Below are 19,248 nucleotides of genomic sequence, written 5' to 3'. Positions count from 1 at the left end.
TCACGCCACCTCCAGCTTGCAGCCCAGGGCTTTGATCACTTTTTTCACGGTAAAAAAATGCGGGTTGCCGCTGCCGGAGAGCGATTTGTAAAGGCTTTCCCGGTTCAGCCCGGTTCTTCTGGCCACCTCCTGCATGCCCTGTTTTCTGGCCAGATGGCCCAGGGCGACCAGAAACACCTGGGGATCGTCGTCCATGAACGCATCGTTCAGGTATTCGTTGATTTCCTCTTCCGTTTCCAGATAATCAAAAGGGTTGTATGGGCTGGTGTTTGTTTTCATGAATCTTCCTATTCATATTTCATGATTTAAATGTAGTTCACAGACTACAAAAAAACAAGAAAAAAGCACACCTTGAAAAATTTCAACACCAAGACTGGCCACGAACATCCCTGCCTGGATTCAGTCAGAAGATATGCGGAAACTCAGATTGCCCGCAAAAAAAATTTATGGACTCATCCGGCATGGACCTGGCCGGACTTCTGAAGGTGGTAAAATGATCTGGTCTCGCCGGTTTTGTCCCGGGTCTTTGGTCCCGCTTAAAAAATTACTAATAATTTTTCATAAATTCAGTAGGTTAAAACACTATACCGGGATTCGGTTCCCATGCACTTCCGCCAGTATTCTCAATAACATCAGCAATTTTAAATCCCAAATATTTTTTGAGACATGCCAAGACGGCACACATGGGTCTGACTCCAAAAGTACACAATTGACAAACTCTCTTGAATAATCTATAAATTCAGCAAGTTTCTTTATTAACCCCTCGCTTCATGATCCAAATAATTATAAATAATAAACAAAATATCAAATAAGTTTATAAATAACAAACATTTTTATATACCAATCTAAGTTTACGTATAGTAAACGAAGGATAGATGATTGAATTAAAACCATATTTATACTTTCAAAAGGCCCTTGAATTCTGGATTGATGAGACCGGTACTGGGTATCAGAAAATCCTGTCAATTGGGACCGAATATGGAAAAAGTTACATCAGTCAATTGCTTAATCCTGAAAGAAAAAAACCGATCCCTTTTGAAGCTCAAGTAAAAATTGCTGATGCTTGTGGATACGATTATCTTTCATTCCTGCAGATTGGAAAACAGCTCTATGAGGGCGAACCCCCGCAAGACATCTCCCAAAAAATAGTGTCAATGGACCCGGCCGTTGAGATCCTCAACGAATGCATCCGGGAAGCCGGGGTCGGCGATCAGCTGAATGACAGACAGAAACAAGCCCTGCTCAAAATTATCAGGGACGAACTGAAATCAGCCGAAGAAAAGGCAAAAAAGGATATTAAAAAATTTCTTAACGTTCTCAGGAAATGACATCATGATTGAATATGATCTCAAGAACAAAATCATTCACGCGATCAAAGAGAATCAGACTCCGGAACAATCCATTTCGACACATCATAAAAAAACCCTGTATTCCATCATGATCGTTTCGGCACTCACGACCCTGTGCCTCGTATTATTTATCCTTTTCATCAACAATTTATTCTCAAAAACTCCCCTGCCCGGCCCATGGGCCAGGATCACCTTTCCCCTGCCTGGAACAACCAATGGAACCAACGTCAAAATAACCACTGAAACAAGAAACATCGAGCCTGGCCGACACATCTGGCTGGCCGTTGACAAGCCGGATCTGGAGCTGTGCCGGCCCAAATTACCCCGGCTGATGCCCAACACCGGCTTTTCAACCACCATATACGAACGCGGCCCAAACGGGACCCTACCGGGTGTCGGTTTATGCCCTGAACAAAACCCTTAACGATCAATGGGAGGACTGGGTGAACAAAAAACGATTAGGAGGCCTGCCGATGCCGCCAAAACAAAGGCGCCTGGCTTCGGTGGTTTTGGTGAAAATGGAAAATACTTAGGAGGTATTTTCGGACCGGCAGCCGAACAGATCAATCAGGGGAATAGTCCGCGGATTTTAACCTTTAGATTTTCTGAAGTTTAAATATCATTAAGATAGACGGATTATAAGTTAGCTGCTGGATAATAATTAATAGACTGATCTAAACATCATAATTGTTCGGTTCTATGGAAATTAAAAAATACTTTGGAATATTTGTTTCACTGAAATCAAAAAAATGTAATTTTTTAGTCCAGTGGCAAAAATGGTTCTGCCTATCTTTGCTGTGTGCCCTGATTAGTCTCCCCATCACAATTTCAGCCGCTACCGATTTTACAGGAAGTATCCACTCAGGTAACAATGATGAAGCAAATCAAAAAACTGAACCTATACAATCCAAGCCATCGCCAAGCGACATAGAACTTTCTAAAAACAAGAAACAACCACAAATCATTACAAAAGATTCAAAAAAATCTGAAGTGCCTGGATCTGATGTTGGTAGAGTTTCTGAAGGTTCGGATACAGATTACAAAAATTTCTTTGAGAGTATAACAAGCCTCCTGTCTTGCATAATTGGGATAGTAAAGACAATCATTGCTGCAACAAATAAATCGCAAGGCGCAATAATGGTTTTATTCACTTTCGTTCTGCTTTTACTAAACAAAAAATTAGCTAATGAAACAAAAAAAATTAGGGAAAAGGATTCTGAACCAAAAATAGAAGTTTATTTGATCCCTGCTCGAATAAGCAACATGATAATAAACATGATAATCAGAAATATTGGTGGTGGAGCTGCGCGCAATATTAAATGGAAAATTATAGCAGATGAGGAAAATTTGAAATCAAAGGACATTCCTATTTTGAAAATGTCAATGTTCAAAGTTATGCATTACCTGCCTGCAAAAGAAACAATAGAATTTTTCTTTGGTGAGACTGTGAAGATCTTGTCAGAGCCAAAGCTGAAACCGATAAAAATAGAAGTCTCTTACACCAATGATGACGGTAAAAATAAACCACCAGAAATTTTTGAACTTAATATTGAACCATACGAGGGGATGCAGACAATTGGCAGACCAACTGATTACGAAATTTCCAAATCTCTTGAGGCAATTCAAAAGGACCTACATAATATTGCAACAGGTCTTTCCACACCGCAAATATTAACCCAAACTGTCGAAGAACATAAGAAAGAAAAAAAAGCAGAACTGGAAAAAAACCGTAAGTATCTTCAGGATAATAAATCACAGAAAACCGAACACAGAGCTCCACCGGACGGCACTTCCGCTGCGCTTCGAAGCCGCAGGTGAGCTGTGTCGTTACAAAGGAAAGAACATGGATGGATTTCTAGGTATCAGCACTTATTCCGAGTTCATTACTATTATCGTTGCATTAGCAGCCACCATCGCTTATGCGGCTGCGGTCAGTAAGTTATTGCGGCGACTAACAGAGCGCCGAAAGAAAGAAAAATCACGCTTTTTCAGTGCTGTTACTGAGGGATTAAAAAATCAATCGATCTCCTCAGTAACGGACATGGAAAATCTATATAGAGGTGTAAAGCGAACAGGAACAGAAGAAGCTGGAAATCCAGCGCGCCTATCTACTTGGCTTAGAGAATACCTTGTTCAGTTACTCGAAAATCCGCCTAAGGAAGGCAGTGAAGTCTTGGTTGAATGGAAATCACTAATCAGTAAATTTATCGAGCAGAACGAGCAACAGTCACCTTATGCAGGCTTGCCGGATTTGGAGAGAAGCATTATTACTGATATTGAACTCTTCTTAGGTTCCGGTGATAAGCCCGCAATACATCGTAAACTTAGAGAGATCACTACGGCGATACAAGCAAGAGAGGATTCTTTGGCAAGAATAAGGAAAACGAACCGATGGTCAGTATCACTTGCAGTGATTGGGCTTATTTTAACAGTGACTTTTGGATTAGTGTCCCTGCTCAAGTGAATCAACTACTTCGAGAAAGATTAGTCCACAGCGCTGTCAAAACGATTCTGATTTCTAAGATACAGTAAATGGAGAATGACAATGTTTGAAATGTTAGAGGACAAAAACCATTGCCTTGAAATTAAATGCCAAAAAACCAATTGGGAAACATCTGATGGTCTCGATTTCATTGAAAAAGACCTAAAAGTTAACGGAGAAATCTGGCAAGTTCACAAATCGGATCCCGACCCGTTTCCATCTTCCCCACATGCACATTGTATAAGTGGGGCTCGCTCATTACAAGGCTGCAAACTTCATTTGGGAAATAGAAAACTTTTTAAAGGTAACAAATTTATTGGAAGGTTGCTGAAAAAAAACGAATTTCAAAAACTAATTGAATTACTTAGACCCAAATTTCCTGAAATCACTTTACCATTACCATGAGGCTAATAAAGATCGAACGTACCTTAAGTCTTGAACCGGTGATGTGGAAGGAGCATTCAGCATGGCAGACCCTTACATGATCAGGATAAATCTGGTTCCCTCTCCAGAAAACAAAAACCCCCAGCTGCATAATATCGAGGGAGCTGATGCGTTTGTAATTGTTTTTGATTCATCCAAAAGCGGGGCTCTGGATAAAGCTACCCGCTATGCTCAGGGTCTTGGCTGGAGCGTGGTACAGGTGACCAGCGAGCAGCTGCTGCTGCCAGAGCATCTTCCTTTGTTGGATGCAAAAACAACAAAGCTTTACCAGGACGCCGAACTTCTGGGGATTTGCGGCCACTTTGATGCCTGGCCGAAAAAGCCCCGGCCCGGGGAATATTCTGTTCAGTCATTGAAAAAAACTCCTGAAAAATAAGTGGGTCGAATACTGGTAATTTTACCTGGCAAAAACCAACTTGTCTATACTTATATATACAAGCTGCTTCCGAAAAACGATGTGGTTGAACTCAAACCGAAAAAGAAACAACAAAGCCGGGAAATTGAAAAGGCCCGTGAGATCAGCGCCCGACTGATGGCAGGAAACGGGGTTGAAATCTGAAACCAAAGGGGACGGAAATGAAGGAAAAAAACTTGTACCAGGCCCTTTCTGAAGAATTTGAAAATGACATTGAATATAAAATTGAATACAAGATACTGGAAATCACCGAGCAGATATGTTCGGTCATGAAAGAAAGACAAATCACCCGGGCTGAACTGTCCAGAAAGCTTGGGACATCCAAAACAGCAGTGACAAAAATGCTGGACGGCAGCACAAATTTTACCCTCAAACGGTTGATCAAAATCGCAGACGCTTTGGAAAAAGAGCTTGATATACATCTGACCCGGGATCCCGGGGAGGGGCTGATCTAGAGCGGCCGGAAAAAAAAGAGAAAGACGGAGATGGAAACGATTAAATACAAAGATTTTTCAGGATCGGTTGAAATAAGCCGCAATGGTCATGAGTATATTTTCCATTGCCAGACAATGTTCATAAACGACCTGGTGACCTATGAGGCCGACAATTTGAAAACATAGGGTTCCGGGCCGCTGTGGATGATTAGATTGGCACCTGTAGCCAACTCGGGATAGTGCCTCAAAAATCCCCTTCACCGGGTCGTTCAATCTGACCCTGTGGTTTAGAATTCTTCTTGACGTAATGAAATACATGGTGATATTTTCATTGTATAAAATATCATGTTTTTTTGGAGGAAAAGTGGCTAAAGTTCTTAAAAAAAGTAATGACATATCCTTTACAACCAATGTTTTGGTAACAAAGGAAGATGGACTTTTTGTGGCCCATTGTCTTGAGCTTGATATTGTTGCCGTAGGTGAGACTTTTGATGATGCTCAGAGGGAAATCGTTTCTCTTATATGTGCCCAGATAGATTATGCCTTTACCAATGATAACCTTGACAACCTGTTCCACCCGGCGCCGCCTGAAGCCTGGCAGAAGTTTTACAAATGCAATGAACAGGTAGAGCGAAAATACAAAATCAGACATTCAATGAAAAACCGGACAAATCCAGAAAAAATCATCCCGCCATGGCTGATCACGAAAACATGTGAGCCCCCCAATACATTTTTTTATGCCTAACCGCCACCCCTTAACCCTGAAAGATTTTATCAAAAAACTGAAAAAATTTGGTGTGGTGTCAATGGCAAGAAGCCGTGGCAAGGGTTCTGAAATTATTCTGCTGAAGCCCGACTCCGAAGGATCAACCAAAGGCGCTCAGTACCCGATAAAAAACCACGGAAAAAAAACAACCATTCATGTTCCAGTCATTAAAGCAGCCCTGCGGCGTTTTGATATAAATGAAGATGAATTTTGGAATTAAATAAATTTCTTGACACAAATCCCCTCCATCCTGTAATTTAAAAACCATCCAAACGCGCCCCAGACTCTCCGGAAACGGAGGGCCGAATGGCAAGACAATTTGAAAAACCCGAAACCGTACGGCTGCTTCGGGTTTTGTGTATTCAGGGGCACCCTGCCCGTTAGATCCCGGACAAATCAACCGTGGCGACTATTGCCACCGGTATTCTATCTGCACCGCAAAAAAGAAAATCGATCCCAACCAGGCCGTGTGTCTGATCTGCAACGACTTTCTTCCCCTTTTTCCCGGGGTGGATCCGCTGGCCCAGGCCCGGGTCATGGGTTTCACTGTCAGATACAAGACCATCAAGGCTGCCCTTGCATTTGAAGCCGCCCGGTCAGGACTGGCAGCGGCCCCCTCTCCCGCGCCGGAACCGACACCGATACCAAAGCCAAAATTAAAGCTGAATGGCTACAAACCAAGGTCCATGCGACCGAAACCGGAGCCCGGTCAAAAGCGGTGCTCAAACCCTGCCTGCAAAAATCCGATTCTGCCGGCCACTCCTGAGTATTTTTTCCGGATCGAAAAGTATCTTGAAACCGGATGGACCGACGTTATCCCCTACTTTGAATCCTGGCTGGAAACCAAAAAGAAAAAGACGCCTGCCACATACAAGGGGTATAAATCCTATTTCAAGAACTGGATCCGGCGGTCCGTGTCGGCCCGGCAGGTGGTGAACCACACAAAGACCGATCACGAGCATATCATCCCCTGTCACCGGAACATGGTGGATCTCATCGATCACCTGGCCCGGCAGCCGGGACAGTATCTGTTTGAAAAACTATGATTTTTTATACCAGGTTATCACTTGATTTTTGAAATCGATATTGTAATCAACATATTTCAAGAAATTCATTCCAAGAAGCCCTTTTGTTAAATTTGAACCACCGGCATGGTTTATGATTTTAATTTCAAAATTTGAAATTTTGTAGGGACCCACAATGATATAATCCAATTGTGCATCCTTGGAAGGAATTATGCTTCCATCAGCAATTTGTGCTCTTGAATATTTTTGTGGAACAATATCCATATTTTTTGCAAGATCATCATGGATAACTGTACTGGTTGCGCCGGTATCAAAAATCAACCAGGTTTGTTTCTCTCTGCCTCGATATCCAATTTTTACGGGCACCAAAACTGCATTCCCCCGAATAACAACCTTAGTTTGAAATCTTTCAGGAAAATTTTTTGATTCTTGATATTTTAGGGCTTTTTGAGTTTCTATTGCAGCCGTTATCCCACTGGGCTGGACATTTGAAAAGTGTTTTACACCCTTGTCATCAATCCAGGAATAGATTAAATCAGAACCATGAAGATCCGTTTTCTTTTTGCCCACCGGATACATTTGTTTTTCTGGAATTAAAGATTTGCTTTCAACTCTAACAGTCCCTTTAACGACCTGCTTTGAAGGCTTTTTTTGGACAAACAAATTGGTCCAAAAATGGGGAGTAATAATTTGTGCACCAAAAAAATTATACAATGAAAACAGTATGATAACAAATATGAGCGTTGGAGAAAAAATCGCTATTAATATTTTGGTATCAGATTTCATCTTTCTATTCCCAGAATCAGTTTGAATCAAGTTGAACAGGTCATTGATTGATCTTCACGCCACCTCCAGCTTGCAGCCCAGGGCTTTGATCACTTTTTTCACGGTAAAAAAATGCGGGTTGCCGCTGCCGGAGAGCGATTTGTAAAGGCTTTCCCGGTTCAGCCCGGTTCTTCTGGCCACCTCCTGCATGCCCTGTTTTCTGGCCAGATGGCCCAGGGCGACCAGAAACACCTGGGGATCGTCGTCCATGAACGCATCGTTCAGGTATTCGTTGATTTCCTCTTCCGTTTCCAGATAATCAAAAGGGTTGTATGGGCTGGTGTTTGTTTTCATGAATCTTCCTATTCATATTTCATGATTTAAATGTAGTTCACAGACTACAAAAAAACAAGAAAAAAGCACACCTTGAAAAATTTCAACACCAAGACTGGCCACGAACATCCCTGCCTGGATTCAGTCAGAAGATATGCGGAAACTCAGATTGCCCGCAAAAAAAATTTATGGACTCATCCGGCATGGACCTGGCCGGACTTCTGAAGGTGGTAAAATGATCTGGTCTCGCCGGTTTTGTCCCGGGTCTTTGGTCCCGCTTAAAAAATTACTAATAATTTTTCATAAATTCAGTAGGTTAAAACACTATACCGGGATTCGGTTCCCATGCACTTCCGCCAGTATTCTCAATAACATCAGCAATTTTAAATCCCAAATATTTTTTGAGACATGCCAAGACGGCACACATGGGTCTGACTCCAAAAGTACACAATTGACAAACTCTCTTGAATAATCTATAAATTCAGCAAGTTTCTTTATTAACCCCTCGCTTCATGATCCAAATAATTATAAATAATAAACAAAATATCAAATAAGTTTATAAATAACAAACATTTTTATATACCAATCTAAGTTTACGTATAGTAAACGAAGGATAGATGATTGAATTAAAACCATATTTATACTTTCAAAAGGCCCTTGAATTCTGGATTGATGAGACCGGTACTGGGTATCAGAAAATCCTGTCAATTGGGACCGAATATGGAAAAAGTTACATCAGTCAATTGCTTAATCCTGAAAGAAAAAAACCGATCCCTTTTGAAGCTCAAGTAAAAATTGCTGATGCTTGTGGATACGATTATCTTTCATTCCTGCAGATTGGAAAACAGCTCTATGAGGGCGAACCCCCGCAAGACATCTCCCAAAAAATAGTGTCAATGGACCCGGCCGTTGAGATCCTCAACGAATGCATCCGGGAAGCCGGGGTCGGCGATCAGCTGAATGACAGACAGAAACAAGCCCTGCTCAAAATTATCAGGGACGAACTGAAATCAGCCGAAGAAAAGGCAAAAAAGGATATTAAAAAATTTCTTAACGTTCTCAGGAAATGACATCATGATTGAATATGATCTCAAGAACAAAATCATTCACGCGATCAAAGAGAATCAGACTCCGGAACAATCCATTTCGACACATCATAAAAAAACCCTGTATTCCATCATGATCGTTTCGGCACTCACGACCCTGTGCCTCGTATTATTTATCCTTTTCATCAACAATTTATTCTCAAAAACTCCCCTGCCCGGCCCATGGGCCAGGATCACCTTTCCCCTGCCTGGAACAACCAATGGAACCAACGTCAAAATAACCACTGAAACAAGAAACATCGAGCCTGGCCGACACATCTGGCTGGCCGTTGACAAGCCGGATCTGGAGCTGTGCCGGCCCAAATTACCCCGGCTGATGCCCAACACCGGCTTTTCAACCACCATATACGAACGCGGCCCAAACGGGACCCTACCGGGTGTCGGTTTATGCCCTGAACAAAACCCTTAACGATCAATGGGAGGACTGGGTGAACAAAAAACGATTAGGAGGCCTGCCGATGCCGCCAAAACAAAGGCGCCTGGCTTCGGTGGTTTTGGTGAAAATGGAAAATACTTAGGAGGTATTTTCGGACCGGCAGCCGAACAGATCAATCAGGGGAATAGTCCGCGGATTTTAACCTTTAGATTTTCTGAAGTTTAAATATCATTAAGATAGACGGATTATAAGTTAGCTGCTGGATAATAATTAATAGACTGATCTAAACATCATAATTGTTCGGTTCTATGGAAATTAAAAAATACTTTGGAATATTTGTTTCACTGAAATCAAAAAAATGTAATTTTTTAGTCCAGTGGCAAAAATGGTTCTGCCTATCTTTGCTGTGTGCCCTGATTAGTCTCCCCATCACAATTTCAGCCGCTACCGATTTTACAGGAAGTATCCACTCAGGTAACAATGATGAAGCAAATCAAAAAACTGAACCTATACAATCCAAGCCATCGCCAAGCGACATAGAACTTTCTAAAAACAAGAAACAACCACAAATCATTACAAAAGATTCAAAAAAATCTGAAGTGCCTGGATCTGATGTTGGTAGAGTTTCTGAAGGTTCGGATACAGATTACAAAAATTTCTTTGAGAGTATAACAAGCCTCCTGTCTTGCATAATTGGGATAGTAAAGACAATCATTGCTGCAACAAATAAATCGCAAGGCGCAATAATGGTTTTATTCACTTTCGTTCTGCTTTTACTAAACAAAAAATTAGCTAATGAAACAAAAAAAATTAGGGAAAAGGATTCTGAACCAAAAATAGAAGTTTATTTGATCCCTGCTCGAATAAGCAACATGATAATAAACATGATAATCAGAAATATTGGTGGTGGAGCTGCGCGCAATATTAAATGGAAAATTATAGCAGATGAGGAAAATTTGAAATCAAAGGACATTCCTATTTTGAAAATGTCAATGTTCAAAGTTATGCATTACCTGCCTGCAAAAGAAACAATAGAATTTTTCTTTGGTGAGACTGTGAAGATCTTGTCAGAGCCAAAGCTGAAACCGATAAAAATAGAAGTCTCTTACACCAATGATGACGGTAAAAATAAACCACCAGAAATTTTTGAACTTAATATTGAACCATACGAGGGGATGCAGACAATTGGCAGACCAACTGATTACGAAATTTCCAAATCTCTTGAGGCAATTCAAAAGGACCTACATAATATTGCAACAGGTCTTTCCACACCGCAAATATTAACCCAAACTGTCGAAGAACATAAGAAAGAAAAAAAAGCAGAACTGGAAAAAAACCGTAAGTATCTTCAGGATAATAAATCACAGAAAACCGAACACAGAGCTCCACCGGACGGCACTTCCGCTGCGCTTCGAAGCCGCAGGTGAGCTGTGTCGTTACAAAGGAAAGAACATGGATGGATTTCTAGGTATCAGCACTTATTCCGAGTTCATTACTATTATCGTTGCATTAGCAGCCACCATCGCTTATGCGGCTGCGGTCAGTAAGTTATTGCGGCGACTAACAGAGCGCCGAAAGAAAGAAAAATCACGCTTTTTCAGTGCTGTTACTGAGGGATTAAAAAATCAATCGATCTCCTCAGTAACGGACATGGAAAATCTATATAGAGGTGTAAAGCGAACAGGAACAGAAGAAGCTGGAAATCCAGCGCGCCTATCTACTTGGCTTAGAGAATACCTTGTTCAGTTACTCGAAAATCCGCCTAAGGAAGGCAGTGAAGTCTTGGTTGAATGGAAATCACTAATCAGTAAATTTATCGAGCAGAACGAGCAACAGTCACCTTATGCAGGCTTGCCGGATTTGGAGAGAAGCATTATTACTGATATTGAACTCTTCTTAGGTTCCGGTGATAAGCCCGCAATACATCGTAAACTTAGAGAGATCACTACGGCGATACAAGCAAGAGAGGATTCTTTGGCAAGAATAAGGAAAACGAACCGATGGTCAGTATCACTTGCAGTGATTGGGCTTATTTTAACAGTGACTTTTGGATTAGTGTCCCTGCTCAAGTGAATCAACTACTTCGAGAAAGATTAGTCCACAGCGCTGTCAAAACGATTCTGATTTCTAAGATACAGTAAATGGAGAATGACAATGTTTGAAATGTTAGAGGACAAAAACCATTGCCTTGAAATTAAATGCCAAAAAACCAATTGGGAAACATCTGATGGTCTCGATTTCATTGAAAAAGACCTAAAAGTTAACGGAGAAATCTGGCAAGTTCACAAATCGGATCCCGACCCGTTTCCATCTTCCCCACATGCACATTGTATAAGTGGGGCTCGCTCATTACAAGGCTGCAAACTTCATTTGGGAAATAGAAAACTTTTTAAAGGTAACAAATTTATTGGAAGGTTGCTGAAAAAAAACGAATTTCAAAAACTAATTGAATTACTTAGACCCAAATTTCCTGAAATCACTTTACCATTACCATGAGGCTAATAAAGATCGAACGTACCTTAAGTCTTGAACCGGTGATGTGGAAGGAGCATTCAGCATGGCAGACCCTTACATGATCAGGATAAATCTGGTTCCCTCTCCAGAAAACAAAAACCCCCAGCTGCATAATATCGAGGGAGCTGATGCGTTTGTAATTGTTTTTGATTCATCCAAAAGCGGGGCTCTGGATAAAGCTACCCGCTATGCTCAGGGTCTTGGCTGGAGCGTGGTACAGGTGACCAGCGAGCAGCTGCTGCTGCCAGAGCATCTTCCTTTGTTGGATGCAAAAACAACAAAGCTTTACCAGGACGCCGAACTTCTGGGGATTTGCGGCCACTTTGATGCCTGGCCGAAAAAGCCCCGGCCCGGGGAATATTCTGTTCAGTCATTGAAAAAAACTCCTGAAAAATAAGTGGGTCGAATACTGGTAATTTTACCTGGCAAAAACCAACTTGTCTATACTTATATATACAAGCTGCTTCCGAAAAACGATGTGGTTGAACTCAAACCGAAAAAGAAACAACAAAGCCGGGAAATTGAAAAGGCCCGTGAGATCAGCGCCCGACTGATGGCAGGAAACGGGGTTGAAATCTGAAACCAAAGGGGACGGAAATGAAGGAAAAAAACTTGTACCAGGCCCTTTCTGAAGAATTTGAAAATGACATTGAATATAAAATTGAATACAAGATACTGGAAATCACCGAGCAGATATGTTCGGTCATGAAAGAAAGACAAATCACCCGGGCTGAACTGTCCAGAAAGCTTGGGACATCCAAAACAGCAGTGACAAAAATGCTGGACGGCAGCACAAATTTTACCCTCAAACGGTTGATCAAAATCGCAGACGCTTTGGAAAAAGAGCTTGATATACATCTGACCCGGGATCCCGGGGAGGGGCTGATCTAGAGCGGCCGGAAAAAAAAGAGAAAGACGGAGATGGAAACGATTAAATACAAAGATTTTTCAGGATCGGTTGAAATAAGCCGCAATGGTCATGAGTATATTTTCCATTGCCAGACAATGTTCATAAACGACCTGGTGACCTATGAGGCCGACAATTTGAAAACATAGGGTTCCGGGCCGCTGTGGATGATTAGATTGGCACCTGTAGCCAACTCGGGATAGTGCCTCAAAAATCCCCTTCACCGGGTCGTTCAATCTGACCCTGTGGTTTAGAATTCTTCTTGACGTAATGAAATACATGGTGATATTTTCATTGTATAAAATATCATGTTTTTTTGGAGGAAAAGTGGCTAAAGTTCTTAAAAAAAGTAATGACATATCCTTTACAACCAATGTTTTGGTAACAAAGGAAGATGGACTTTTTGTGGCCCATTGTCTTGAGCTTGATATTGTTGCCGTAGGTGAGACTTTTGATGATGCTCAGAGGGAAATCGTTTCTCTTATATGTGCCCAGATAGATTATGCCTTTACCAATGATAACCTTGACAACCTGTTCCACCCGGCGCCGCCTGAAGCCTGGCAGAAGTTTTACAAATGCAATGAACAGGTAGAGCGAAAATACAAAATCAGACATTCAATGAAAAACCGGACAAATCCAGAAAAAATCATCCCGCCATGGCTGATCACGAAAACATGTGAGCCCCCCAATACATTTTTTTATGCCTAACCGCCACCCCTTAACCCTGAAAGATTTTATCAAAAAACTGAAAAAATTTGGTGTGGTGTCAATGGCAAGAAGCCGTGGCAAGGGTTCTGAAATTATTCTGCTGAAGCCCGACTCCGAAGGATCAACCAAAGGCGCTCAGTACCCGATAAAAAACCACGGAAAAAAAACAACCATTCATGTTCCAGTCATTAAAGCAGCCCTGCGGCGTTTTGATATAAATGAAGATGAATTTTGGAATTAAATAAATTTCTTGACACAAATCCCCTCCATCCTGTAATTTAAAAACCATCCAAACGCGCCCCAGACTCTCCGGAAACGGAGGGCCGAATGGCAAGACAATTTGAAAAACCCGAAACCGTACGGCTGCTTCGGGTTTTGTGTATTCAGGGGCACCCTGCCCGTTAGATCCCGGACAAATCAACCGTGGCGACTATTGCCACCGGTATTCTATCTGCACCGCAAAAAAGAAAATCGATCCCAACCAGGCCGTGTGTCTGATCTGCAACGACTTTCTTCCCCTTTTTCCCGGGGTGGATCCGCTGGCCCAGGCCCGGGTCATGGGTTTCACTGTCAGATACAAGACCATCAAGGCTGCCCTTGCATTTGAAGCCGCCCGGTCAGGACTGGCAGCGGCCCCCTCTCCCGCGCCGGAACCGACACCGATACCAAAGCCAAAATTAAAGCTGAATGGCTACAAACCAAGGTCCATGCGACCGAAACCGGAGCCCGGTCAAAAGCGGTGCTCAAACCCTGCCTGCAAAAATCCGATTCTGCCGGCCACTCCTGAGTATTTTTTCCGGATCGAAAAGTATCTTGAAACCGGATGGACCGACGTTATCCCCTACTTTGAATCCTGGCTGGAAACCAAAAAGAAAAAGACGCCTGCCACATACAAGGGGTATAAATCCTATTTCAAGAACTGGATCCGGCGGTCCGTGTCGGCCCGGCAGGTGGTGAACCACACAAAGACCGATCACGAGCATATCATCCCCTGTCACCGGAACATGGTGGATCTCATCGATCACCTGGCCCGGCAGCCGGGACAGTATCTGTTTGAAAAACTATGATTTTTTATACCAGGTTATCACTTGATTTTTGAAATCGATATTGTAATCAACATATTTCAAGAAATTCATTCCAAGAAGCCCTTTTGTTAAATTTGAACCACCGGCATGGTTTATGATTTTAATTTCAAAATTTGAAATTTTGTAGGGACCCACAATGATATAATCCAATTGTGCATCCTTGGAAGGAATTATGCTTCCATCAGCAATTTGTGCTCTTGAATATTTTTGTGGAACAATATCCATATTTTTTGCAAGATCATCATGGATAACTGTACTGGTTGCGCCGGTATCAAAAATCAACCAGGTTTGTTTCTCTCTGCCTCGATATCCAATTTTTACGGGCACCAAAACTGCATTCCCCCGAATAACAACCTTAGTTTGAAATCTTTCAGGAAAATTTTTTGATTCTTGATATTTTAGGGCTTTTTGAGTTTCTATTGCAGCCGTTATCCCACTGGGCTGGACATTTGAAAAGTGTTTTACACCCTTGTCATCAATCCAGGAATAGATTAAATCAGAACCATGAAGATCCGTTTTCTTTTTGCCCACCGGATACATTTGTTTTTCTGGAATTAAAGATTTGCTTTCAACTCTAACAGTCCCTTTAACGACCTGCTTTGAAGGCTTTTTTTGGACAAACAAATTGGTCCAAAAATGGGGAGTAATAATTTGTGCACCAAAAAAATTATACAATGAAAACAGTATGATAACAAATATGAGCGTTGGAGAAAAAATCGCTATTAATATTTTGGTATCAGATTTCATCTTTCTATTCCCAGAATCAGTTTGAATCAAGTTGAACAGGTCATTGATTGATCTTCACGCCACCTCCAGCTTGCAGCCCAGGGCTTTGATCACTTTTTTCACGGTAAAAAAATGCGGGTTGCCGCTGCCGGAGAGCGATTTGTAAAGGCTTTCCCGGTTCAGCCCGGTTCTTCTGGCCACCTCCTGCATGCCCTGTTTTCTGGCCAGATGGCCCAGGGCGACCAGAAACACCTGGGGATCGTCGTCCATGAACGCATCGTTCAGGTATTCGTTGATTTCCTCTTCCGTTTCCAGATAATCAAAAGGGTTGTATGGGCTGGTGTTTGTTTTCATGAATCTTCCTATTCATATTTCATGATTTAAATGTAGTTCACAGACTACAAAAAAACAAGAAAAAAGCACACCTTGAAAAATTTCAACACCAAGACTGGCCACGAACATCCCTGCCTGGATTCAGTCAGAAGATATGCGGAAACTCAGATTGCCCGCAAAAAAAATTTATGGACTCATCCGGCATGGACCTGGCCGGACTTCTGAAGGTGGTAAAATGATCTGGTCTCGCCGGTTTTGTCCCGGGTCTTTGGTCCCGCTTAAAAAATTACTAATAATTTTTCATAAATTCAGTAGGTTAAAACACTATACCGGGATTCGGTTCCCATGCACTTCCGCCAGTATTCTCAATAACATCAGCAATTTTAAATCCCAAATATTTTTTGAGACATGCCAAGACGGCACACATGGGTCTGACTCCAAAAGTACACAATTGACAAACTCTCTTGAATAATCTATAAATTCAGCAAGTTTCTTTATTAACCCCTCGCTTCATGATCCAAATAATTATAAATAATAAACAAAATATCAAATAAGTTTATAAATAACAAACATTTTTATATACCAATCTAAGTTTACGTATAGTAAACGAAGGATAGATGATTGAATTAAAACCATATTTATACTTTCAAAAGGCCCTTGAATTCTGGATTGATGAGACCGGTACTGGGTATCAGAAAATCCTGTCAATTGGGACCGAATATGGAAAAAGTTACATCAGTCAATTGCTTAATCCTGAAAGAAAAAAACCGATCCCTTTTGAAGCTCAAGTAAAAATTGCTGATGCTTGTGGATACGATTATCTTTCATTCCTGCAGATTGGAAAACAGCTCTATGAGGGCGAACCCCCGCAAGACATCTCCCAAAAAATAGTGTCAATGGACCCGGCCGTTGAGATCCTCAACGAATGCATCCGGGAAGCCGGGGTCGGCGATCAGCTGAATGACAGACAGAAACAAGCCCTGCTCAAAATTATCAGGGACGAACTGAAATCAGCCGAAGAAAAGGCAAAAAAGGATATTAAAAAATTTCTTAACGTTCTCAGGAAATGACATCATGATTGAATATGATCTCAAGAACAAAATCATTCACGCGATCAAAGAGAATCAGACTCCGGAACAATCCATTTCGACACATCATAAAAAAACCCTGTATTCCATCATGATCGTTTCGGCACTCACGACCCTGTGCCTCGTATTATTTATCCTTTTCATCAACAATTTATTCTCAAAAACTCCCCTGCCCGGCCCATGGGCCAGGATCACCTTTCCCCTGCCTGGAACAACCAATGGAACCAACGTCAAAATAACCACTGAAACAAGAAACATCGAGCCTGGCCGACACATCTGGCTGGCCGTTGACAAGCCGGATCTGGAGCTGTGCCGGCCCAAATTACCCCGGCTGATGCCCAACACCGGCTTTTCAACCACCATATACGAACGCGGCCCAAACGGGACCCTACCGGGTGTCGGTTTATGCCCTGAACAAAACCCTTAACGATCAATGGGAGGACTGGGTGAACAAAAAACGATTAGGAGGCCTGCCGATGCCGCCAAAACAAAGGCGCCTGGCTTCGGTGGTTTTGGTGAAAATGGAAAATAAGCCATGAGCGTTAACAACGGAAAAATGCACGATTATGCAGGGCAGCAATACATAAGCGGCTTTACCAGATGTACTTTCTATTATCCAAGCAATAATTCGGGAAATAACCTTCGAGGGCTGTTTTCGGGCAAGGAAGTTGTTCTCTTTAATATGGAAGAAAAAAATAATGAAATTGATGTTGTAATTTCGTTTCCCGATAATTACGACTGCGTTCATTATTGGAAAGGAAAAGAAACGTTAATAAACAAATCCCAAAAATCACACCTAACTTATCATGGAAGAAGAAAAAGAAAAAAGGCAACTGGCGAAATACATATTATTTCCGATGGCAATAACCCGTTAAAAGGGAAGGCACCGTATACCGAATCTCATCTGGCATCCTCGAGCAATATCGAAGACCATCCATTGCCAATCTGCAGAATTGAATTAAGTAATACTCCAGGATCGGTCAAACCACAAAAAAACATTATCAACTATTTTCACACAGATAGTTCAAAGTGTTTTTTTAATACAATCGAGGTGTCTCTTACAAAAAAAGGCTATCTAAAAAGTCTGGCCGCCCCAATCCCAAGAAATGACCCATGGCGGGCCTCATTCATTCATACCAGCATGCACACTTTTTTTCTTAGAAAAACGCTACTAAGGCCAGGTTGGTATCCACAAGCTTTGGCGCTGCAAACGAAGACATTTGAACTAATCATACTAGCTACCCGCGAATACAGAAATCAAAGTTATGCAAAAAACTCCATTAAGTATTTTCACACAAAAAATTATTTTCGTGAGATGGGGAAACGAAAAGTAATTGAGCATGGAGGAGGTTTTTTCATCGACAAAACACCTAATGAACCAAATAATCCGGAAGCAACGATAATGTCTGATTATTTGAGAAAATCTCAGGAAAAATATTAATTTTGTGCATGCCCTCATTTATCATTAAAAAAAATGACATGAAATCAGCAACACATACAAAATCGTTCGAATTGGATGTCCCAATAGATAAGCTGTTCCTGCTGTTCAGCCCCGAAGGAGAAAAGCTGTGGGTCCCCGGCTGGGACTATAAGAATATTATGGGAACCACCGATCTTTCCGAGGACTATGTTTTTTTAACAGAAAATCATGACCATGGAACAATGAATGCGATCTGGATCGTAAAAACATATGACCCTGGATCTCACCTGGTGCAGTTTTACAAGATTGAGCCTGAGCACAAGCTTGGGATCGTTACAGTAAAGTGTTCGGCACTGGGACCCTCTAAGACCAAAATTCAAGTGACGTACAAATATATTGCACTGTCAAAAGCTGGGGAAATTTTTGTTCTGGGATTCAGTGAGCGTGATTATGAAAATTTCATCGAAGAATGGCAAAAATTATTATCAGACTATTTTGAGCAGAAAGGCTGACATTCTTTTACACCTGATGAGGGTCCAACAGGGATTTCACTGTTGAAAAGGAGTGTTACTGGCAGACTGAAAACGATCATCATATATCCATGAGGCAAAAATGAACGACCTGACTGAAAAAAAGATCCAGCAAAGCATTGAAGACCGGAAAAAAACACACCTGACATTCCTGGAAAATGTGAAGACGTACCGGCCGTTTCTGGAAGTGGAGGAAAAAGCGTTCAGAAACGGGGCGCTCACCAAGAAAACCAAAGAATTGATGGCGCTTTCCATTTCAATTGTCACAAAGTGTGAGCCCTGCATGGAATGGCATCTTGACCAGGCCCTTCAGCAGGGTGCCGCTGATGAAGAAATTTATGAAACCATCGATGTGGCCATCGAAATGGGCGGGGGCCAGGCCGGGGCCTATGCCCGGTTTGTTTTGAAAGCCATGGAATATTTTAAACAAAAAAAAGGGTGA

30 protein-coding genes are annotated in these 19,248 nt (G+C 41.8%); 25 read left to right on the top strand and 5 right to left on the bottom strand.

Annotated elements, in window-relative coordinates; genetic code table 11:
- Entirely contained in the window at positions 1-279 is a 279-nt protein-coding gene (locus DPO_RS12160) for an addiction module antidote protein (RefSeq protein WP_006966233.1), read from the bottom strand.
- Between the two features lie 596 nt (positions 280-875).
- Here DPO_RS12160 and DPO_RS12155 point away from each other — a divergent pair.
- The 10 genes from DPO_RS12155 to DPO_RS12105 all read left to right on the top strand — a co-directional run bounded on the left by DPO_RS12155 (position 876) and on the right by DPO_RS12105 (position 6,936).
- A complete protein-coding gene (locus DPO_RS12155) occupies positions 876-1,328 on the top strand; it encodes a hypothetical protein (RefSeq protein ID WP_006966232.1) in 453 nt (150 codons plus the stop codon).
- Between the two features lie 4 nt (positions 1,329-1,332).
- The gene (locus tag DPO_RS12150) at positions 1,333-1,773 is read left to right on the top strand and encodes a hypothetical protein (RefSeq protein ID WP_006966231.1); all 441 of its coding nucleotides are present in this window, start codon (positions 1,333-1,335) and stop codon (positions 1,771-1,773) included.
- A gap of 275 nt (positions 1,774-2,048) precedes the next feature.
- Positions 2,049-3,167 (top strand): hypothetical protein, encoded by a 1,119-nt coding sequence (locus DPO_RS12145; protein WP_006966243.1) that lies wholly within the window; start codon positions 2,049-2,051, stop codon positions 3,165-3,167.
- A 25-nt stretch (positions 3,168-3,192) separates the two neighbouring features.
- On the top strand, positions 3,193-3,813 hold the full coding sequence (locus DPO_RS12140) for a hypothetical protein (RefSeq protein ID WP_006966242.1): 621 nt from the start codon (positions 3,193-3,195) through the stop codon (positions 3,811-3,813).
- A gap of 81 nt (positions 3,814-3,894) precedes the next feature.
- Positions 3,895-4,236, top strand: a complete 342-nt coding sequence (locus tag DPO_RS12135) for a hypothetical protein (RefSeq protein ID WP_006966241.1) — start codon at positions 3,895-3,897, stop codon at positions 4,234-4,236.
- A 61-nt stretch (positions 4,237-4,297) separates the two neighbouring features.
- Positions 4,298-4,651, top strand: a complete 354-nt coding sequence (locus tag DPO_RS12130; protein ID WP_006966240.1) for a hypothetical protein — start codon at positions 4,298-4,300, stop codon at positions 4,649-4,651.
- 200 nt (positions 4,652-4,851) lie between these two features.
- On the top strand, positions 4,852-5,145 hold the full coding sequence (locus tag DPO_RS12120; protein ID WP_006966239.1) for a helix-turn-helix domain-containing protein: 294 nt from the start codon (positions 4,852-4,854) through the stop codon (positions 5,143-5,145).
- Positions 5,146-5,488: 343 nt separating this feature from the next.
- The gene (locus DPO_RS12115) at positions 5,489-5,869 is read left to right on the top strand and encodes a type II toxin-antitoxin system HicB family antitoxin (protein ID WP_006966237.1); all 381 of its coding nucleotides are present in this window, start codon (positions 5,489-5,491) and stop codon (positions 5,867-5,869) included.
- Positions 5,862-6,110: a type II toxin-antitoxin system HicA family toxin gene (locus DPO_RS12110; RefSeq protein WP_006966236.1), complete on the top strand. Its 249-nt coding sequence runs from the start codon at positions 5,862-5,864 to the stop codon at positions 6,108-6,110. The genes DPO_RS12115 and DPO_RS12110 overlap by 8 nt, the downstream gene beginning before the upstream one ends.
- A gap of 136 nt (positions 6,111-6,246) precedes the next feature.
- On the top strand, positions 6,247-6,936 hold the full coding sequence (locus DPO_RS12105) for a hypothetical protein (RefSeq protein ID WP_006966235.1): 690 nt from the start codon (positions 6,247-6,249) through the stop codon (positions 6,934-6,936).
- Here DPO_RS12105 and DPO_RS12100 read toward each other — a convergent pair.
- Positions 6,931-7,701: a retropepsin-like aspartic protease gene (locus DPO_RS12100; protein ID WP_006966234.1), complete on the bottom strand. Its 771-nt coding sequence runs from the start codon at positions 7,699-7,701 to the stop codon at positions 6,931-6,933. The genes DPO_RS12105 and DPO_RS12100 overlap by 6 nt on opposite strands.
- 54 nt (positions 7,702-7,755) lie before the next feature.
- A complete protein-coding gene (locus tag DPO_RS12095) occupies positions 7,756-8,034 on the bottom strand; it encodes an addiction module antidote protein (RefSeq protein ID WP_006966233.1) in 279 nt (92 codons plus the stop codon).
- A gap of 596 nt (positions 8,035-8,630) precedes the next feature.
- Between DPO_RS12095 and DPO_RS12090 the strand changes: the two genes are divergently transcribed.
- The 10 genes from DPO_RS12090 (at position 8,631) to DPO_RS12040 (ending at position 14,691) form a co-directional block, all read left to right on the top strand.
- A complete protein-coding gene (locus DPO_RS12090) occupies positions 8,631-9,083 on the top strand; it encodes a hypothetical protein (protein WP_006966232.1) in 453 nt (150 codons plus the stop codon).
- A 4-nt stretch (positions 9,084-9,087) separates the two neighbouring features.
- Positions 9,088-9,528: a hypothetical protein gene (locus tag DPO_RS12085; RefSeq protein WP_006966231.1), complete on the top strand. Its 441-nt coding sequence runs from the start codon at positions 9,088-9,090 to the stop codon at positions 9,526-9,528.
- 275 nt (positions 9,529-9,803) lie between these two features.
- On the top strand, positions 9,804-10,922 hold the full coding sequence (locus DPO_RS12080; RefSeq protein ID WP_006966243.1) for a hypothetical protein: 1,119 nt from the start codon (positions 9,804-9,806) through the stop codon (positions 10,920-10,922).
- 25 nt (positions 10,923-10,947) lie between these two features.
- Positions 10,948-11,568: a hypothetical protein gene (locus tag DPO_RS12075; protein ID WP_006966242.1), complete on the top strand. Its 621-nt coding sequence runs from the start codon at positions 10,948-10,950 to the stop codon at positions 11,566-11,568.
- 81 nt (positions 11,569-11,649) lie between these two features.
- Entirely contained in the window at positions 11,650-11,991 is a 342-nt protein-coding gene (locus DPO_RS12070; protein ID WP_006966241.1) for a hypothetical protein, read from the top strand.
- 61 nt (positions 11,992-12,052) lie between these two features.
- Positions 12,053-12,406 (top strand): hypothetical protein, encoded by a 354-nt coding sequence (locus DPO_RS12065; protein ID WP_006966240.1) that lies wholly within the window; start codon positions 12,053-12,055, stop codon positions 12,404-12,406.
- Between the two features lie 200 nt (positions 12,407-12,606).
- Complete coding sequence (locus tag DPO_RS12055) at positions 12,607-12,900, top strand: helix-turn-helix domain-containing protein (protein ID WP_006966239.1); 294 nt, start codon at positions 12,607-12,609, stop codon at positions 12,898-12,900.
- Positions 12,901-13,243: 343 nt separating this feature from the next.
- Positions 13,244-13,624 carry a type II toxin-antitoxin system HicB family antitoxin gene (locus tag DPO_RS12050; protein WP_006966237.1) on the top strand — a complete coding sequence of 127 codons (381 nt, stop codon included), beginning with the start codon at positions 13,244-13,246 and terminating at the stop codon, positions 13,622-13,624.
- Complete coding sequence (locus DPO_RS12045) at positions 13,617-13,865, top strand: type II toxin-antitoxin system HicA family toxin (RefSeq protein WP_006966236.1); 249 nt, start codon at positions 13,617-13,619, stop codon at positions 13,863-13,865. The genes DPO_RS12050 and DPO_RS12045 overlap by 8 nt, the downstream gene beginning before the upstream one ends.
- Before the next feature lie 136 nt (positions 13,866-14,001).
- Positions 14,002-14,691 (top strand): hypothetical protein, encoded by a 690-nt coding sequence (locus DPO_RS12040; protein ID WP_006966235.1) that lies wholly within the window; start codon positions 14,002-14,004, stop codon positions 14,689-14,691.
- Here DPO_RS12040 and DPO_RS12035 read toward each other — a convergent pair.
- Positions 14,686-15,456, bottom strand: a complete 771-nt coding sequence (locus tag DPO_RS12035) for a retropepsin-like aspartic protease (protein WP_006966234.1) — start codon at positions 15,454-15,456, stop codon at positions 14,686-14,688. The genes DPO_RS12040 and DPO_RS12035 overlap by 6 nt on opposite strands.
- A 54-nt stretch (positions 15,457-15,510) precedes the next feature.
- On the bottom strand, positions 15,511-15,789 hold the full coding sequence (locus tag DPO_RS12030; RefSeq protein WP_006966233.1) for an addiction module antidote protein: 279 nt from the start codon (positions 15,787-15,789) through the stop codon (positions 15,511-15,513).
- A 596-nt stretch (positions 15,790-16,385) separates the two neighbouring features.
- On the opposite strand from DPO_RS12030, the gene DPO_RS12025 reads away from it, so the two are divergent.
- The 5 genes from DPO_RS12025 (at position 16,386) to DPO_RS12005 (ending at position 19,248) form a co-directional block, all read left to right on the top strand.
- Positions 16,386-16,838 carry a hypothetical protein gene (locus DPO_RS12025; RefSeq protein WP_006966232.1) on the top strand — a complete coding sequence of 151 codons (453 nt, stop codon included), beginning with the start codon at positions 16,386-16,388 and terminating at the stop codon, positions 16,836-16,838.
- A 4-nt stretch (positions 16,839-16,842) separates the two neighbouring features.
- Entirely contained in the window at positions 16,843-17,283 is a 441-nt protein-coding gene (locus DPO_RS12020) for a hypothetical protein (RefSeq protein WP_006966231.1), read from the top strand.
- A gap of 108 nt (positions 17,284-17,391) precedes the next feature.
- Positions 17,392-18,297, top strand: coding sequence for a hypothetical protein (locus DPO_RS12015; RefSeq protein ID WP_006966230.1), 906 nt, complete (start codon positions 17,392-17,394; stop codon positions 18,295-18,297).
- A gap of 38 nt (positions 18,298-18,335) precedes the next feature.
- Positions 18,336-18,788, top strand: a complete 453-nt coding sequence (locus DPO_RS12010) for a hypothetical protein (RefSeq protein WP_152427655.1) — start codon at positions 18,336-18,338, stop codon at positions 18,786-18,788.
- Between the two features lie 100 nt (positions 18,789-18,888).
- Positions 18,889-19,248 (top strand): carboxymuconolactone decarboxylase family protein, encoded by a 360-nt coding sequence (locus DPO_RS12005; protein WP_006966228.1) that lies wholly within the window; start codon positions 18,889-18,891, stop codon positions 19,246-19,248.

Source organism: Desulfotignum phosphitoxidans DSM 13687 (assembly GCF_000350545.1).
Taxonomy (GTDB): domain Bacteria; phylum Desulfobacterota; class Desulfobacteria; order Desulfobacterales; family Desulfobacteraceae; genus Desulfotignum; species Desulfotignum phosphitoxidans.
The sequence above is the reverse complement of the archived record's forward strand: the minus strand, read 5'-3'. Positions and strand labels throughout refer to the sequence as shown.

What these genes read in the sequence shown, in the direction of transcription:
- DPO_RS12160 (WP_006966233.1), bottom strand. Translation starts at nt 279, where the DNA reads ATGAAAACAAACACCAGCCCATACAACCCTTTTGATTATCTGGAAACG.
- DPO_RS12155 (WP_006966232.1), top strand. Translation starts at nt 876, where the DNA reads ATGATTGAATTAAAACCATATTTATACTTTCAAAAGGCCCTTGAATTC.
- DPO_RS12150 (WP_006966231.1), top strand. Translation starts at nt 1,333, where the DNA reads ATGATTGAATATGATCTCAAGAACAAAATCATTCACGCGATCAAAGAG.
- DPO_RS12145 (WP_006966243.1), top strand. Translation starts at nt 2,049, where the DNA reads ATGGAAATTAAAAAATACTTTGGAATATTTGTTTCACTGAAATCAAAA.
- DPO_RS12140 (WP_006966242.1), top strand. Translation starts at nt 3,193, where the DNA reads ATGGATGGATTTCTAGGTATCAGCACTTATTCCGAGTTCATTACTATT.
- DPO_RS12135 (WP_006966241.1), top strand. Translation starts at nt 3,895, where the DNA reads ATGTTTGAAATGTTAGAGGACAAAAACCATTGCCTTGAAATTAAATGC.
- DPO_RS12130 (WP_006966240.1), top strand. Translation starts at nt 4,298, where the DNA reads ATGGCAGACCCTTACATGATCAGGATAAATCTGGTTCCCTCTCCAGAA.
- DPO_RS12120 (WP_006966239.1), top strand. Translation starts at nt 4,852, where the DNA reads ATGAAGGAAAAAAACTTGTACCAGGCCCTTTCTGAAGAATTTGAAAAT.
- DPO_RS12110 (WP_006966236.1), top strand. Translation starts at nt 5,862, where the DNA reads ATGCCTAACCGCCACCCCTTAACCCTGAAAGATTTTATCAAAAAACTG.
- DPO_RS12100 (WP_006966234.1), bottom strand. Translation starts at nt 7,701, where the DNA reads ATGAAATCTGATACCAAAATATTAATAGCGATTTTTTCTCCAACGCTC.
- DPO_RS12095 (WP_006966233.1), bottom strand. Translation starts at nt 8,034, where the DNA reads ATGAAAACAAACACCAGCCCATACAACCCTTTTGATTATCTGGAAACG.
- DPO_RS12090 (WP_006966232.1), top strand. Translation starts at nt 8,631, where the DNA reads ATGATTGAATTAAAACCATATTTATACTTTCAAAAGGCCCTTGAATTC.
- DPO_RS12085 (WP_006966231.1), top strand. Translation starts at nt 9,088, where the DNA reads ATGATTGAATATGATCTCAAGAACAAAATCATTCACGCGATCAAAGAG.
- DPO_RS12080 (WP_006966243.1), top strand. Translation starts at nt 9,804, where the DNA reads ATGGAAATTAAAAAATACTTTGGAATATTTGTTTCACTGAAATCAAAA.
- DPO_RS12075 (WP_006966242.1), top strand. Translation starts at nt 10,948, where the DNA reads ATGGATGGATTTCTAGGTATCAGCACTTATTCCGAGTTCATTACTATT.
- DPO_RS12070 (WP_006966241.1), top strand. Translation starts at nt 11,650, where the DNA reads ATGTTTGAAATGTTAGAGGACAAAAACCATTGCCTTGAAATTAAATGC.
- DPO_RS12065 (WP_006966240.1), top strand. Translation starts at nt 12,053, where the DNA reads ATGGCAGACCCTTACATGATCAGGATAAATCTGGTTCCCTCTCCAGAA.
- DPO_RS12055 (WP_006966239.1), top strand. Translation starts at nt 12,607, where the DNA reads ATGAAGGAAAAAAACTTGTACCAGGCCCTTTCTGAAGAATTTGAAAAT.
- DPO_RS12045 (WP_006966236.1), top strand. Translation starts at nt 13,617, where the DNA reads ATGCCTAACCGCCACCCCTTAACCCTGAAAGATTTTATCAAAAAACTG.
- DPO_RS12035 (WP_006966234.1), bottom strand. Translation starts at nt 15,456, where the DNA reads ATGAAATCTGATACCAAAATATTAATAGCGATTTTTTCTCCAACGCTC.
- DPO_RS12030 (WP_006966233.1), bottom strand. Translation starts at nt 15,789, where the DNA reads ATGAAAACAAACACCAGCCCATACAACCCTTTTGATTATCTGGAAACG.
- DPO_RS12025 (WP_006966232.1), top strand. Translation starts at nt 16,386, where the DNA reads ATGATTGAATTAAAACCATATTTATACTTTCAAAAGGCCCTTGAATTC.
- DPO_RS12020 (WP_006966231.1), top strand. Translation starts at nt 16,843, where the DNA reads ATGATTGAATATGATCTCAAGAACAAAATCATTCACGCGATCAAAGAG.
- DPO_RS12015 (WP_006966230.1), top strand. Translation starts at nt 17,392, where the DNA reads ATGAGCGTTAACAACGGAAAAATGCACGATTATGCAGGGCAGCAATAC.
- DPO_RS12010 (WP_152427655.1), top strand. Translation starts at nt 18,336, where the DNA reads ATGAAATCAGCAACACATACAAAATCGTTCGAATTGGATGTCCCAATA.
- DPO_RS12005 (WP_006966228.1), top strand. Translation starts at nt 18,889, where the DNA reads ATGAACGACCTGACTGAAAAAAAGATCCAGCAAAGCATTGAAGACCGG.